At 44.8% G+C, this 14,282-nt stretch carries 14 protein-coding genes; 9 read left to right on the forward strand and 5 right to left on the reverse strand.

Going from position 1 to position 14,282, the window contains the following annotated elements; genetic code table 11:
* Position 1: 1 nt before the first annotated feature.
* On the reverse strand, positions 2-1,270 hold the full coding sequence (locus D2V05_RS15580; RefSeq protein ID WP_119648498.1) for a LamG domain-containing protein: 1,269 nt from the start codon (positions 1,268-1,270) through the stop codon (positions 2-4).
* Between the two features lie 146 nt (positions 1,271-1,416).
* Between D2V05_RS15580 and D2V05_RS15585 the strand changes: the two genes are divergently transcribed.
* Positions 1,417-2,718, forward strand: coding sequence for a 3-keto-alpha-glucoside-1,2-lyase-like domain-containing protein (locus D2V05_RS15585; RefSeq protein WP_119648499.1), 1,302 nt, complete (start codon positions 1,417-1,419; stop codon positions 2,716-2,718).
* Between the two features lie 144 nt (positions 2,719-2,862).
* Here the strand turns inward: D2V05_RS15585 and D2V05_RS15590 are convergent, their stop codons facing one another.
* The 3 genes from D2V05_RS15590 to D2V05_RS15600 are packed head-to-tail and all read right to left on the reverse strand — an operon-like array spanning position 2,863 to position 5,276.
* Entirely contained in the window at positions 2,863-3,273 is a 411-nt protein-coding gene (locus D2V05_RS15590; protein WP_119648500.1) for a hypothetical protein, read from the reverse strand.
* Positions 3,270-4,502 (reverse strand): metallophosphoesterase, encoded by a 1,233-nt coding sequence (locus D2V05_RS15595; RefSeq protein WP_119648501.1) that lies wholly within the window; start codon positions 4,500-4,502, stop codon positions 3,270-3,272. Before D2V05_RS15595 ends, D2V05_RS15590 begins: the two co-directional genes overlap by 4 nt.
* Positions 4,503-4,556: 54 nt before the next feature.
* On the reverse strand, positions 4,557-5,276 hold the full coding sequence (locus tag D2V05_RS15600) for a copper homeostasis protein CutC (RefSeq protein WP_119648625.1): 720 nt from the start codon (positions 5,274-5,276) through the stop codon (positions 4,557-4,559).
* A 40-nt stretch (positions 5,277-5,316) separates the two neighbouring features.
* On the opposite strand from D2V05_RS15600, the gene D2V05_RS15605 reads away from it, so the two are divergent.
* The 8 genes from D2V05_RS15605 to D2V05_RS15640 all read left to right on the forward strand — a co-directional run bounded on the left by D2V05_RS15605 (position 5,317) and on the right by D2V05_RS15640 (position 13,584).
* Positions 5,317-6,318, forward strand: a complete 1,002-nt coding sequence (locus D2V05_RS15605) for an isoaspartyl peptidase/L-asparaginase family protein (protein WP_119648502.1) — start codon at positions 5,317-5,319, stop codon at positions 6,316-6,318.
* A 185-nt stretch (positions 6,319-6,503) separates the two neighbouring features.
* Complete coding sequence (polA, locus tag D2V05_RS15610; RefSeq protein WP_119648503.1) at positions 6,504-9,338, forward strand: DNA polymerase I; 2,835 nt, start codon at positions 6,504-6,506, stop codon at positions 9,336-9,338.
* Positions 9,339-9,451: 113 nt separating this feature from the next.
* Complete coding sequence (locus D2V05_RS15615) at positions 9,452-9,970, forward strand: hypothetical protein (RefSeq protein WP_119648504.1); 519 nt, start codon at positions 9,452-9,454, stop codon at positions 9,968-9,970.
* Positions 9,971-9,991: 21 nt separating this feature from the next.
* Positions 9,992-10,504 (forward strand): hypothetical protein, encoded by a 513-nt coding sequence (locus tag D2V05_RS15620; protein ID WP_119648505.1) that lies wholly within the window; start codon positions 9,992-9,994, stop codon positions 10,502-10,504.
* Between the two features lie 51 nt (positions 10,505-10,555).
* Positions 10,556-11,740, forward strand: a complete 1,185-nt coding sequence (locus tag D2V05_RS15625) for an MFS transporter (protein ID WP_119648506.1) — start codon at positions 10,556-10,558, stop codon at positions 11,738-11,740.
* A 31-nt stretch (positions 11,741-11,771) separates the two neighbouring features.
* Entirely contained in the window at positions 11,772-12,581 is an 810-nt protein-coding gene (locus D2V05_RS15630) for an NIPSNAP family protein (protein ID WP_119648507.1), read from the forward strand.
* Positions 12,581-12,862: a thioredoxin family protein gene (locus D2V05_RS15635; RefSeq protein ID WP_119648508.1), complete on the forward strand. Its 282-nt coding sequence runs from the start codon at positions 12,581-12,583 to the stop codon at positions 12,860-12,862. The genes D2V05_RS15630 and D2V05_RS15635 overlap by 1 nt, the downstream gene beginning before the upstream one ends.
* Before the next feature lie 101 nt (positions 12,863-12,963).
* The gene (locus D2V05_RS15640) at positions 12,964-13,584 is read left to right on the forward strand and encodes an SET domain-containing protein (RefSeq protein WP_119648509.1); all 621 of its coding nucleotides are present in this window, start codon (positions 12,964-12,966) and stop codon (positions 13,582-13,584) included.
* Between the two features lie 44 nt (positions 13,585-13,628).
* On the opposite strand, the gene D2V05_RS15645 is transcribed toward D2V05_RS15640, so the two are convergent.
* The gene (locus D2V05_RS15645; RefSeq protein ID WP_119648510.1) at positions 13,629-14,192 is read right to left on the reverse strand and encodes a hypothetical protein; all 564 of its coding nucleotides are present in this window, start codon (positions 14,190-14,192) and stop codon (positions 13,629-13,631) included.
* Between the last annotated feature and the right edge of the window lie 90 nt (positions 14,193-14,282).

The raw sequence follows: 14,282 nt of genomic DNA on the forward strand, positions 1-14,282 counted from the left end.
ATTATGGTTTGGCTCCAAAATCATCCTCAAAAGAGATTTCTCCTTCGTCATTTTTAAGTTGAACGGACTTAATGGAACCTGTTCCCTCGAATATGTAGGCAAGCCCCATAATATTGCCCAAATCCTCTTTAAAAAACTCACTATAGGTTTCCTCTCCATTTATAAAAATGGTGGCTTTTTTATCCTTGACCCGTATTTCCAAATCGTTCCACTCATAAAGATCGATCCCCAATTTGGAGAGGTTGTTATCCTTCCCTGATCTATAAATTTCGCCCAACTTATAACTGGCACCGGTCTCACATCCTTTTCCGACCATCCCTACCGAGAAAATATTCTCTGTGGTGACAAGGATCACATTCATCCAAGGACAATTGGAATCTAGGGCATGGTCTGATCTCAACCTCGTCCGAAAGGTAAAGTTATCGGAGGAAACCCCATACTCATCACTATGTGAAATTCGGGACATGAAATGGCGGGATGTATCCACACCCCTTTTTTTAAGCAGCTCCATAGGCAAGTGCAACATACTATCCGCTATAAAGGATTCCCCTTTAAAATCGATGTAACGGTCATCCGCCTCTGTATAATATACGTGTGGCTCCCAACCGTCACTGATGATATGCACCGGTTGGGTGGCAATTACGTCGCCATTGGCAATCAATTTGGCCCTATGATAGCCGCTCTCATAATAGGTAGAGGTATAAACAGATTTTTTAGGGTCAATTCTTTCACGCCGAAAAGCATTCCAAGATTGTTGGATAAAAAAGCTATCGGCCTGCACGTGGCTCAAATCATAGTTGAAGATAAAGGTATTCGGAACACCTTTGTCCACCGTTTTATTAGCAGTAAACGTAACGGGGCCATCAATCTTTACGGTACTGGCCCCACTTTTTCCAAAGGAAAATGCCAAAACCACCACTAGGACCACCACAATGCCTGCAGCCACATAAAGTGGCGTTTTGCTCCTGGGTGGGTTCTTATCCTCCGTAGCGATCGGTTTTCTGTTTTGAAGCTTGAAGTCCTGCCAGTTTTTATACCCCAAAACCTGTACAAGTGCGTTCAAAGTTGCCAATTGCGGTTGGGTCTTGTACCCTCCTTTCCATACCCTTTTTAAGGTGGAAAGACTGATGTAGTACCCCGTATGTTCTTCAATATAGGAAGAAAGTTGCTCCAGGTCCTTTTGGGTATAACCGTGCCCGTTGCCGAAAGAAAACTTCTCTTCCAGCAATTTTTTGCACAGGGCAATATGGTCATTTTCGATGTTCTCCATTTGACAAGTCAAGATATCAATAAAAGCTGAAAATGATAAGGAAATTAACTCGTGACCGACTTTTGACCGAGGATTAAACCACTTTTGCTACCCTTCGTGGTTTTTACGGACCGTAGTTTTGGTGTTGAATCAAATCAGAAAACAAAATGAAGCAATTTTCTTTTAGCCCTACATGGGCAATTATGTTATTTCTGTCCTTTACTATGATGGGGCAATCGAACAAGAAATTGACCGATCCCGATAGCTGGGAGGTACAGAACCGAGACGTCTCCTTCGACATGGGTGTCATCCATTTAGATGATCGCCCCGGTGATGGGGTTCTATGGTTGAAGGGTTCCGATTTCCATAACGGGACCATTGAACTGGACATCAAAGGGAAAGACAAAACGCAGGGAAGTTTTGTTGGCTTGGCGTTCAATGGAAAAAACGATTCCATCTTTGATGCCGTCTATTTTAGGCCCTTCAATTTTAATGACCCCAAAAAACAGGACCATATGATGCAATACATTGCCATGCCTCATTTGGACTGGAAAAAATTACGGGAAGAGCATCCTGGAAAATACGAGAATACCATCTCCCCTGCTCCGCAGCCGAATGATTGGTTTCATGTTACCCTTAACATCAACTACCCAGAAGTGAAGGTGTATGTGAACCATTCCATGACCCCATCGCTTGTTGTGGAACAGATCAATCTGAGTGGCCATGGAAAAATTGGTCTATGGGTCGGGGAAAGCAGCGAAGGCTGGTTCAAGAACATCTCCATAAAAGAAAACAAAATGAATTCCCTTACCCATATTTTGATGGACGTAGGACATAACCCAGTGTTCTGGAACGACCCAAAATCCATGAGCATGGAAAATGAAAAAATCGGTAGGGTCTATATGATGTCCGAAGAGTTGATGAAGACGGCCAACAATGTCCATGCACAGGTTGATTATGCCTACGGCGAACTCAATGACGACCTTCTTGCCAACACGGATATCCTGTTCATCCATATCCCCAAGGAACAATACACTGAAAACGAGGTAAGGGCCATCCATCGTTTTATCGATGGAGGTGGAGGCTTGTTCCTCATCATGGATAGTGATTATTGGTCTTCCCTGAACGACACCAACGTGAATGACATCATTGCTCCATACGGAATCCAATATGGGGATGCCATACCCGACAAACTGCCCGGAGGACACACCATCAAAAGTGAGGTTACCGGCAAACCCTTAAAAATTTCCTATCACGAAGCCAGAAAAGTATTGGGTGGGACCCCATTTTGTTATGGGGATGAACTGGGCAAGGCCTATTCCTTTGGAGCTTATGCGAAAACCATGAAAGGCGGCAAATTGGTTGTCATGGGGGATGCCATGACCGCCCTATACATGACCAGCTGGCAAGGGGTTGACGATTACCAATGCCAGGATTTCATGCAAGATGTCTTTAATTGGCTCAAATAGCCGCTGCAGTTTCAACTGTCAAAACAGTTAAAATAAGTCCCTTCGATATCCAACTAGAACACTAGCTCAGGGAAGCTAAAAACAACTATTTGGCAGAACATTGGGTTCGATAATCTATTAGAGAAAAGCCCCGTTATGGGGCTTTTACTTGTTTAATTTTTGTTCATCAAGCCCGTAATAACCTCCACCCATCTGGTCACATTTTTCAAGATATTGTAGCAGAACCTCTTCCTCTTCATCTATTATTCCAGACCGAGCCATAAAAGTCACATCTTTTTCATTTCTATTTACTAGAATAATTGCAGGTTCTCCTTCCATTGGCAAGAAAGGGCAATTCAGTTCATAACCAATATCAGGTCGTTCTTTTCCTAAGTTATAGATATAATAAACATTCCTGATATCTTCTTTTAAATAAGAATAATTTCTGTCGACTTTAATAACAATCCCTTGTACCTCAGTAAAGTCATCTTCATCATAATCTTCATATTTCTTAACAGGTTTCCCACAGGAAACCATTAGGAGAATAGAAAATAAGAATACAGGCACCTTACTCATACTAATCCCTTTTTCTTAAGGGTGATCACAGAGATTTCGGGCCAGATACCAAATCGGCCAGGGTAGCCGATAAATCCAAACCCTCGGTTCACATTGATGAACTGGCCCAATTCTTTGTAAATGCCGGCCCAATATTTGTAGCGCCATTTGGCAGGACTCCATTTTACCCAACCCGGAATCTCCACACCAAATTGCATGCCGTGGGTGTGTCCGCTCAAGGTCAGATGGAAATGGTAGTCGTCATCGAGCACCACGTCTTCCCAATGGGAAGGATCATGGCTCAATAATATTTTAAAGTCGTCATGGGCAATACCCTCTTTCGCCTTTTGCAGGTCGCCAGCTTTTTTAAAGCCTCCGCGGCCCCAGTTTTCAACTCCTAGCAAGGCAATTTTTTGGCCATCTTTTTCCAAATAGCGGTTGGAGTTCAAGATAAGGTCAAAGCCCATATCCTTCTGCATCTCTTTGAGGTCTTCCAAATTCTGCGCCTTGGCTTCTTCGGTATCCCAAGAGGCATAATCCCCATAATCATGGTTGCCCAAAATGGAGAATACCCCATCCTTGGCATCCAAACGGGCAAAAACCTCTTTCCAGGGTTCAAGTTCTTCCGATCGGTTGTTCACAATATCACCTGTGAAGAAAATCACGTCACTCTTTTGATTATTGATTAAATCCACCCCATAGGAAACCTTGTTGTAGTCGTCAAAACTACCGCTGTGCACATCCGAAATCTGGGTAATCTGATAATTATGGAAAGCATCGGGCAGGTCGTCAAATTCCAATTCGTATTTCAATACCTGATAGTTGTATTTACCACGGTACATACCATACAACATGGCACCGAATGGCAAAGAGGCCAAACCAAGGGCCAACCCGCTGATAAATTTTCTTCGGGAAGGGAAATGGCTTGCATCGGCATTGGACATGCCTACAACTTTATTATAACCGAATCCAACCAAACGAACAATATCTTCCAACAAAAGGAAAAATCCCAACACCAAGGCCATCAAAAAGAAGGCGGCAAAGATACCACCGGCCACAGCTGCCGATCCTTTAAACCCATCTCCGGGCACATAGGTGATCACCTTGACGGTCAAGAAAATGAGTGCCGCCAAAAACAACACGATATAGGTCCAGTGCAACAAGGGACTTTTGAACAAGGTCCGGAATGCCTGAAACCCATAGGTGGCCAACACCACATAAAGGATAGCGAGGATTATAAATCGAGACATACAATCTTTTTTGCAAAATTATGGTAATCAACTAGAATCTAGGGCTTTTTAGTATTATTTAACGGCTTGGACAATCTTTCTGACGGTTTCCACATTGGTGGAAGCAAAGGTATTCTCTACCAAATGTTTGGTGGAATTCATGCTGATCTTCCCCTGAAGCTCAATAGTGTTTCCAAAGGAAGTTCCTGAACAATGAATGACACGAAGCCCTATCTCCTTGAACAATAAGGCGTTGCTAGGCGAAACTCCTCCCCCGGCCATGATGGTCATGCTGGTATGTTTTTGCCAAGCTTCCAAAAGCTGAAGTCCTTGCTCCGCAGATGGGAATTGTCCTGAGGTCAAAACCGTATCCACACCGATTTCCTCCAAAACCTTCAAACTTTCCATGGGTTGGGTCACCCAATCAAAAGCGCGGTGGAACGTAAAATGCATCGGTTGGGAAAGTTCCACCAATGCCTTGGTCCGTTCCTCATCCACCGAAAAATCTTCTTTCAAAATCCCGGATACCATCCCGTCAACCCCTAGTTCCTTGCAAGCCAAAATATCGGCCTTCATCACCTCGAATTCGGTATCGGAATAGGTGAAATGTCCACTTCGTGGACGCAACAAAACATGTACGGGAATCGACAACCGTTCCTTGACCAAACGAATGAGTCCCATGGAAGGGGTAATGCCCCCCACTCCAAGTTCGAAACAGAGTTCGATTCGGTGCGCCCCGGCCTCTTGAGCATTTATGGCGGATTCCAAAGAATTGGCACAAACTTCTACGAGCATATTGCTATATTTAACCTCCTTAAAAGTAAACATCCCCTGCATGAAACGACGCAATTTCCTTAAAAATTCGAGCCTTACCGCTGCAGGCTTGGTTTCCGCATCGGCCATAACCGCCTGTAACACCGAAAACAAACCTGTAGAAACCCCGGCTGTGGCCACAACCCCGGTCGACCCCATAAAACCCATAGTGGTCTGTACCTGGAACTTTTTAAATGCCACGGACAAAGCCTGGGAAGTATTAAAGTCCGGCGGAACCTCCTTGGATGCCGTGGAACAGGGTGTGATGGTGGAAGAAGCCGATGTGACCAACGAGACCGTGGGCAAAGGTGGCAGACCCGACCGTGATGGCAACGTGACCCTCGATGCCTGCATCATGGACAAGGATGGCAATTGTGGTTCCGTGGTGTATTTGCAAAATATTGTGCATCCCGTTTCCGTGGCCAGAAAGGTGATGGAAGAAACCCCACACATTATTTTGGCAGGAAAAGGGGCCGAGAAATTCGCTTATGAACAAGGCTTCAAGAAAGAGGACCTGTTTACCGAAAGCACCCGAAAACAATACGAGGAATGGTTGAATACCTCCAAATACGAGACCACCATCAACATTGAAAACCATGACACCATCGGTATGTTGGCCATTGATGCAAACGGCGACCTATCCGGGGCCTGCACCACCAGTGGCATGGCCTACAAAGTGGGTGGCCGTGTGGGCGATTCCCCTATCATCGGGGCAGGATTGTATGTGGACAACGAAGTGGGTGGGGCAACCGCTACAGGCGTGGGCGAGGAAGTCATCCGTACCGTGGGCAGCTTTTTGATCGTGGAGTTAATGCGCCAAGGCAAAAGTCCACAAGAGGCCTGTGAGGAAGGCGTAAAACGCATCATGAAGAAAAACGAAGGCCGAAAGGATTTCCAGATTGGGTTCCTGGCCATCAACAAGAATGGGGAAACGGGCGGGTATTGTGTGCATCCCGGGTTCACCTATCGCGAATACAGTGAAAAAGGCCATGTAAACAGGGAAGTGAAGAGCTTTTATAGTTAGAACCAAGACCGCTGCGCTGTTAGACATTGGAACGCTTCGCTTTTAGACCAAAGAGCCAAGATATCTTGATACTTGACTCCTGAATCTTGACCCTTGTTTCTTGTTGCTTTCCAACATCAATTCGTACTTTTAATCCCCCACCATTTTTTTGCAAATTGTTTATTGAACATTGATACTAGAATACTATGTCCGAACAAAAACGACTCTTTTTACTCGATGCCTACGCCCTTATTTTCCGTGGATATTACGCCCTCATCAAAAACCCGAGGATCAATTCCAAAGGGATGGATACTTCCGCCATCATGGGGTTCATGAACTCCCTTTTGGATGTGATCAAGCGTGAACAGCCCGACCATTTGGCCGTGGCCTTCGATAAAGGAGGCAGTGTGGAACGCACCGAGCTGTTTGAGGACTATAAAGCCAATCGGGATGAAACCCCGGACGCTATCCGGATTGCCGTCCCCTACATTCAACAAATTTTAAAGGCCATGAAGATTCCCGTGGTGGAACTGCCCGGTTATGAAGCGGACGACCTCATCGGCACCTTGGCCAAGCAGGCCGAAAAAGAGGGATACAAAGTATTCATGGTTACCCCCGATAAGGATTTTGGGCAGTTGGTCAGTGAAAACATCTTCATGTACCGCCCCGCCCGAATGGGCAACGGTATCGAAATTTGGGGTATCCCAGAAGTGCAAAAGCGCTTTGGTGTGCAACGTCCCGAACAGGTGATCGATTATTTGGGGATGATGGGTGATGCCAGTGATAACATTCCCGGCCTTCCCGGTGTGGGTGACAAGACCGCGAAAAAGTTCCTGGAGGATTTTGGTTCGCTGGAGGGATTGTTGGCCAATACGGACAAGTTGAAAGGCAAGATGAAGGAGAAGGTGGAAGAAAGCGCCGAATTAGGAAGGCTATCCCGAAAATTGGCCGAGATCAAAACGGACTGCGACGTGCAATTCCACGCCGAGGATTACGAAATGTGTCCGCCTGATGCCGAAGAAGTGCAAAAAATCTTTGAAGAACTGGAATTCCGACGGTTGAAGGAACAGTTCATCAAGTTATTCTCTGGGGAAGTGGAACCAGGAGCCCCGGTGACCAGCACCGAAACAGCCAAACAAGAGGCCAAGGTAGCCGGAAGCGGGCAGTTTACCCTTTTTGGTGGAGACCCCGCGGAAGCCGCGGCCACCATCAAGGATGTGAACAGCCGCAAGACCATCGCAGATGTGCCCCATTCTTATCAATCCGTGCAAGGCGGAATGGCCATGGACCTCTTTTTGCAAAACCTGATGAAGCAAACTTCCGTTTGTTTTGATACGGAAACCACTTCCATCAATCCGTTGGAAGCGGAATTGGTGGGCATTGCCTTCAGTTGGGCAGCAGGCAAAGGATTTTACGTGCCTTTTCCCGAAGGGAAAAACGATGCCATGCCCCTGATTGAAAATTTGCGCCCTTTCTTCGAATCGGAAACCATCGAGAAAATTGGCCAGAACCTGAAATACGACATCAAGGTAATGCAGAACTACGGCGTGGAAGTGAAGGGTAAGCTGTTCGATACCATGTTGGCCCATTATCTCATCAACCCCGACATGCGCCACAACATGGACGTGCTTTCGGAGACTTATCTCAACTACACCCCTATTTCCATCACCGAACTGATCGGTAAAAAGGGCAAGAACCAATTGAACATGCGCCAGGTTCCGTTGGACAAACAGACCGAATATGCGGTAGAAGATGCCGATGTCACTTTTCAATTGGCGCAACATTTTGCCCCCGAATTGAAAGAAACCGAAACCGATACATTGTTTACAGATATAGAAGTGCCTTTGCTCCGAGTGTTGGCAGATATGGAACGGGAAGGCATCAATCTGGATGAAGATTATCTGAAAGACCTTTCCAAACAATTGGATACCGACATTCAGGATTTGGAGAAGAAGATTTACGAACAGGCGGGTGAGGAATTCAACATTGCATCCCCAAAGCAGTTGGGCGATATTTTATTTGAAAAATTAAAGTTGGTGGACAAGCCCAAAAAGACAAAAACGGGCCAATATTCCACCGCGGAGGATGTGCTTTCCTACCTCGCCAAGGACCACGAGATCATCCAAAATGTGTTGGACTACCGCGGACTCAGCAAATTGAAGAGTACCTATGTGGATGCCCTACCCAACGAGGTGCAAAAACACAGCGGCAGGGTGCATACGGATTATATGCAAACGGTGGCTGCCACAGGCCGTTTGAGCAGTAACAACCCCAACTTGCAGAACATCCCCATCCGCACGGAGCGGGGAAGACAGGTGCGCAAGGCCTTTATCCCAAGGGATGAAAACTACCTGTTGCTTTCTGCGGATTACTCCCAGATAGAATTGCGCATCATTGCGGCCTTGAGTGAAGAGGACACTATGATCTCCGCCTTCAAAAATGGGGAGGACATCCACGCGTCCACGGCATCTAAAGTATTCAATGTGCCGATTGACCAAGTGACCCGCGAACAGCGTAGCAATGCCAAAACGGTGAACTTCGGGATCATTTATGGGGTATCAGCCTTTGGGTTGAGCAACCAAACGGATTTGAGTCGCACCGAGGCCAAGGAACTCATCGATACCTATTACAAGACCTATCCGAAGTTGCGCAATTACATCAGTGAGCAGATAGATTTTGCCCGCGAGCATGGCTATGTACAAACGGTTTTGGGCCGAAGAAGGTATTTAAAGGACATCAACGCGGGCAACCAAGTGGTGCGTGGGGCGGCGGAACGCAACGCGGTGAACGCCCCCATTCAGGGAAGTGCGGCGGACATCATCAAGATTGCCATGATCAACATCCACAACAAACTTTCCGAAGGAAAATACAAGACCAAAATGTTGTTGCAGGTACACGATGAATTGGTGTTCGATTGCTATAAACCGGAACTGGAGGACATGAAAAAACTCATCAAGACCGAAATGGAACATGCCTATACCCTAGCGGTACCGTTGGAGGTGGAAGTAGGCGTGGGCGAAAATTGGTTGGAGGCGCATTGATAGGTTATTTGCATGATTAGTACATAGTCATTAATCTTATTAGGCTTTGGGCTTGCACTTGAAAAATGTAATTTACATATTGGGACTGCTAGTTTTGGTTTGCTGCAAACCAGATGCGAAGCCTCGAAAAGTATCTTATTACCCCATCAAAAGAACATTTTGATGACAAATCTGTACTAACCCCTATTGATTTGGACACCACAAGCTTAAGCTTTTGGGACATATTTTTAATGACACCAGATATTGATTACCGGAAAAACGTGCCTTTTTTTGAAATTGAAAATGATTCCAATATTAAAAGAATAGTTCCATTTATTCCTACGCATGTCAAGTTAACCGAATTGATGACCATCACTATGGATTCTGTCATCACCGACAAAAGATATAATCTTTCAGATTTGGACACTGTGATGCAAAATACTTTCGGGAATCAAGAGGTTTCAGCCTTTTATGATTACAGGGAAAGCCAACATGCTGTTCGGGTATTAATTGATATCGATACTAGTAGTTCGGGAAAGGAATTAAAGAAAATTCTACTGAAAACGACCGATGCATTTGATAAGGTAAAAAATACTGCCTCGGATTCGTTGTATCTATACATATATTTTTCAGCATTGCGTAGTCTTTATTAAACTAATTGCTATTACTTATAGATGTTAAAAGAGCAGATAAAATCTACCAAAGTTTATTACAAAATAGGATCACACGAATGGTTAACATATTTTGGACTTCCAATAGCTCTTATTTTTCAAGGGATTTTTGGCTGCTCATTTTATCTACGAGATACCACCTCTATAAAAGCAGATAATTTTTTGAGGGTTGGCATTCCTGTGTTAATAGTTGGAATTTTGACCTATTGGTGGCAATCCAAGAGATTGAATTTCAAAAAATTAAGTCTAAATCAAGATTTAGAAGAATTCAAAAGACTTGCAAGAGAAATATTCATAGAGTACAATTGGCAAATTGAAAATGATAATAAAAACTTCATGGTTGCCTCTTCTCAAAAGAAACTGTTTAGCTCTGATATGATTGTCCTTAAATTTGGCAAAAAAGAGATACAATGGAATTTATTGGAACACCCTTGGACTCATAATTCCGGTGCAGCACTATTGGGTCTAAAATTAGAGGGAAAGAAAGTTTTGAAAAAGATAAAATCCATAGCTTGAAAATTGAATTTTTATAATCCTGAAAAATTATAAAACCCAACCACACCTAAAATGAAACCCTCCAAAACCATACTTCCCATTATTGTGGTATCGCAGTTTTGCTGTACTTCGCTTTGGTTTGCCGGGAATGGGGTCATGCATGACCTCATCGCAAATTTTGGTTTGGCCGAAAGTGCCTTGGGCCATTTAACCTCTGCGGTGCAATTCGGTTTTATATTGGGTACTTTGATCTTTGCCGTGTTGTCCATTGCAGACCGGTTCTCTCCCTCCAAAGTGTTTTTATGCTGTGCCATATTGGGCGCCATTTTCAATTTGGGCACCATTTGGAAAGGCAATAGTTTGGGCAGCATACTCACTTTTCGGTTTTTTACGGGTTTTTTCCTTGCCGGGATCTATCCCGTAGGCATGAAAATTGCCGCCGATTACTTTGAAAAAGGTCTTGGTAAATCGTTGGGCTATTTGGTCGGCGCCTTGGTGGTGGGCACTGCCTTTCCCCATTTATTAAAAGACATGACCACGGCATTTCCATGGAAATATGTATTGATCGGCACGTCTTCTTTGGCGGTATTGGGCGGTGTTTTGATGGCAAGTCTGGTCCCCGATGGTCCATACCGAAAACCAGGTCAAAAAATCTATTTATCCGCTTTTCTACAAGTGTTCCGAAATCGTAATTTCCGCTCCGCGGCTTTCGGGTACTTTGGCCACATGTGGGAACTGTACGCCTTTTGGGCCTTTGTTCCCGTGATGCTAAAAACCTACAGCACCATCCATCCTGATGTTGCCTTCAACATACCCTTGTTATCCTTCCTCATCATTGCAACGGGAGGGTTGGCCTGTGTGCTGGGAGGGTATTTGGCCCAAACTTTGGGCACTAAAAGGGTTGCCTTTTTGGCATTGATGCTTTCTTGTGGCTGTTGTTTGGTTTCTCCCTTGGTTTTTGCCCAAAGCGAAGCCATTCTTTTTGTGGCATTCCTGCTCTTTTGGGGCATGGTGGTCATCGCCGACTCTCCCTTGTTTTCCACTTTAGTGGCCCAAAATGCCCAACCCGAAATAAAAGGGACCGCACTCACCATTGTAAACTGCATCGGTTTTGCCATCACCATTGTCAGCATCCAATTACTTACCGGAATAAAAGAAGTGACTACATCAAATTCCGTTTACATGCTATTGGCCCTGGGACCCATTCTGGGATTGATGGTTTTATCGAAAAAAAAGCCAACAAAGTGGTATCTTTAACCTTCACACCACAAACCAAACTACACTTCAAATGAAAACATTCCAACTTCTTGCATTATTGGTAACCGTAGCGTTAGCCAGTTGCGGCAATCCCAACCCTGAAACCACTGAAACCACCGAAACTGTTGTCAACGAACGGGAATTTTACCAACTCAAGGTATACACTTTCAGTTCGGAAGACCAAATTGCCACTACGGACAATTACCTTCAAAACGCTTTTATCCCTGCCGTAAAAAAACAGGGCATCGATAAGGTCGGCGTTTTTAAATTCCGCACCAACGAAAAGGACACGGTTCAAAGAACCTATGTGCTTCTTCCCTTCAAATCTATGGAGGAATTTTTGGCGTTGGAGGGCAAACTGAGCGAGGATGCCGAATATGCAGCAGCGGGAAGTGCATACCTTAATGCACCGTATGACAATACACCGTATGATCATATCGAGTCCATCCTCATGCAGGCCTTTACCGATATGCCCATGATGCAGGTTCCCAATCTGGACAGTCCAAGATCGGAGCGTATATACGAATTGCGTAGCTACGAGTCCCCTACCGAAAAATACTACTGGAACAAAGTGGACATGTTCAATGCTGGTGGCGAAGTAAAATTATTCGACCGTTTGCAGTTCAATGCCGTGTTCTATGGCGAAGTGCTTTCTGGTCCACGTATGCCCAATTTGATGTACATGACCACCCATGCCGATATGGCCACCAGGGACAAAAACTGGGAAGCTTTTGTGGATTCCCCTGAATGGAAGGCCCTTACTGCCATGCCCAAGTATGAGAACAATGTTTCCCATGCCGATATTTGGTTTTTGTATCCCACGGAGTATTCGGATTATTGATGGAAACACCCAAAATTGAACTCCTTTATTTTACCGGCAAAACCTGCGGGGTCTGCAAAGTTTTGAAACCAAAGTTGTTGGAAGCCGTCCAGGAAAACTTCCCAAAAGTGGACATTCGCGTGGTGGATGTGGAAGAGGAAATCGAATTTACAGGACAGTCCATGGTCTTTACCTTACCTGTCGTGATTCTAAAGGCCGATGACAAGGAAATGTACCGTTTTGCCAGAAGTTTTTCGGTGTATGAAGTGTTGGACAAGCTAAAGCGATTGAGTGGAGAGTGAGACCATGACACTCCTTTTTTAGTTCATTTTCCACCCTCTAAAATTCCCACCAACGGATCGAACAATTTTATACCTTCATTCGAAAATTCATTACGTATAAAATGATTCATCCAGATACAGAATTACGCTTTATCAGCAACGAAATTGGGTATGGCGTTGTGGCCACCAAGTTCATTCCCGCAGGTACCATTACCTGGGTACTCGACGAATTGGACCGTGAGTTCACCCCATTGGAACTGCAACAAATGGCCCCTATTTACCAAAACATTTTGGACACCTACACCTTCCGCAACAACAAGGGCAATTACATCCTCTGTTGGGACAACGGCCGGTACGTGAACCACAGTTTCAATTCCAACTGTTTGACCACCGCCTACGATTTTGAGATTGCCATCCGCGACATTCAGCCCGGGGAACAACTCACTGACGATTATGGCTACCTCAACATTCCCATTCCATTCAGGGCCGTAGATGAGGGCACGCGCCGAAAAGTGGTCTATCCTGACGATTTGTTGAAATACTATAAGGTGTGGGACAACAAGATCAAGAAAGTTTTTGGGACCATTACCAAACAACAACAGCCGCTACGTCCAATTTTAAATGAAGGACTTTGGGAGAAAATTGGGGACATCACTTCAGGCAAAGAGGAAATGGAATCCATCTTGACTAATTTTTATAATGGTAGCCACACTGAAGACTTGGAATACCATACCAACAATTAAAAAAGGCGCCTCATCGGCGCCTTTTCCATTCCTTTTTCATAGTATTAATTGCCAAAGCTGTTGACCAATCGTGGTTTAGGGCTTTTGCTCCTTATAAACAAATCCGTAAGCGGTTTAAAGTGTCGCTTCCACTGAAATGGAGCAAAATCGAACCACAATTTAACTTCCAGGGCCTCTCCACCTTTCACTTGGAAGCCGTTCTCCACGGCAAAATCCAAGCGTTCAAATTGGTTGGCGGATTCCTCTACCCCATCCTGATAAATGAACTGGTTACCCCATCCTGCCAAATAAAAACGTAGGGTGGTGTAGTTTCCTTCGGGCAAGGAAAGAACGCTTTTGGAACGTAAGAAGCTTCCAGAAGGAATTCCCTTTAGGGAAACAGGGTTCTGACCAGGAAAATCGATTATAAAGTGCTCATTGCCATGCTCGTCCAATGCGGAGAACTTAACAATGTTAAGGGACATTTCAGAAACTTTGAGAGCCTCAGCAGCCTCATTTTTCAAGATCAACTCGGCCCCCTTCTCTGGGGAGGCGTACCAATCCGCCATTACATTTGGGGTGTAAGGCGATGTTGACCATAACGTTGGATAAAAGCTCATTTTTTTCATAGCTGTATAGTTTAACGTATACAGGGACAAAGTTGCAGCAGTTTTCCTACCCCTACTTCCAATAAATTGACCAGTTTCTATGCTCTATTA

The sequence above is a fragment of the Flagellimonas pelagia genome, assembly GCF_003584135.1.
Classification (GTDB): Bacteria; Bacteroidota; Bacteroidia; order Flavobacteriales; family Flavobacteriaceae; genus Flagellimonas; species Flagellimonas pelagia.

Excerpts from the sequence above, each read along its gene's own strand:
- D2V05_RS15580 (WP_119648498.1), bottom strand. The coding sequence starts at position 1,270 with ATGGAGAACATCGAAAATGACCATATTGCCCTGTGCAAAAAATTGCTG.
- D2V05_RS15585 (WP_119648499.1), top strand. The coding sequence starts at position 1,417 with ATGAAGCAATTTTCTTTTAGCCCTACATGGGCAATTATGTTATTTCTG.
- D2V05_RS15590 (WP_119648500.1), bottom strand. The coding sequence starts at position 3,273 with ATGAGTAAGGTGCCTGTATTCTTATTTTCTATTCTCCTAATGGTTTCC.
- D2V05_RS15595 (WP_119648501.1), bottom strand. The coding sequence starts at position 4,502 with ATGTCTCGATTTATAATCCTCGCTATCCTTTATGTGGTGTTGGCCACC.
- D2V05_RS15600 (WP_119648625.1), bottom strand. The coding sequence starts at position 5,276 with ATGCTCGTAGAAGTTTGTGCCAATTCTTTGGAATCCGCCATAAATGCT.
- D2V05_RS15605 (WP_119648502.1), top strand. The coding sequence starts at position 5,317 with ATGAAACGACGCAATTTCCTTAAAAATTCGAGCCTTACCGCTGCAGGC.
- polA (WP_119648503.1), top strand. The coding sequence starts at position 6,504 with ATGTCCGAACAAAAACGACTCTTTTTACTCGATGCCTACGCCCTTATT.
- D2V05_RS15615 (WP_119648504.1), top strand. The coding sequence starts at position 9,452 with ATGCGAAGCCTCGAAAAGTATCTTATTACCCCATCAAAAGAACATTTT.
- D2V05_RS15620 (WP_119648505.1), top strand. The coding sequence starts at position 9,992 with ATGTTAAAAGAGCAGATAAAATCTACCAAAGTTTATTACAAAATAGGA.
- D2V05_RS15625 (WP_119648506.1), top strand. The coding sequence starts at position 10,556 with ATGAAACCCTCCAAAACCATACTTCCCATTATTGTGGTATCGCAGTTT.
- D2V05_RS15630 (WP_119648507.1), top strand. The coding sequence starts at position 11,772 with ATGAAAACATTCCAACTTCTTGCATTATTGGTAACCGTAGCGTTAGCC.
- D2V05_RS15635 (WP_119648508.1), top strand. The coding sequence starts at position 12,581 with ATGGAAACACCCAAAATTGAACTCCTTTATTTTACCGGCAAAACCTGC.
- D2V05_RS15640 (WP_119648509.1), top strand. The coding sequence starts at position 12,964 with ATGATTCATCCAGATACAGAATTACGCTTTATCAGCAACGAAATTGGG.
- D2V05_RS15645 (WP_119648510.1), bottom strand. The coding sequence starts at position 14,192 with ATGAAAAAAATGAGCTTTTATCCAACGTTATGGTCAACATCGCCTTAC.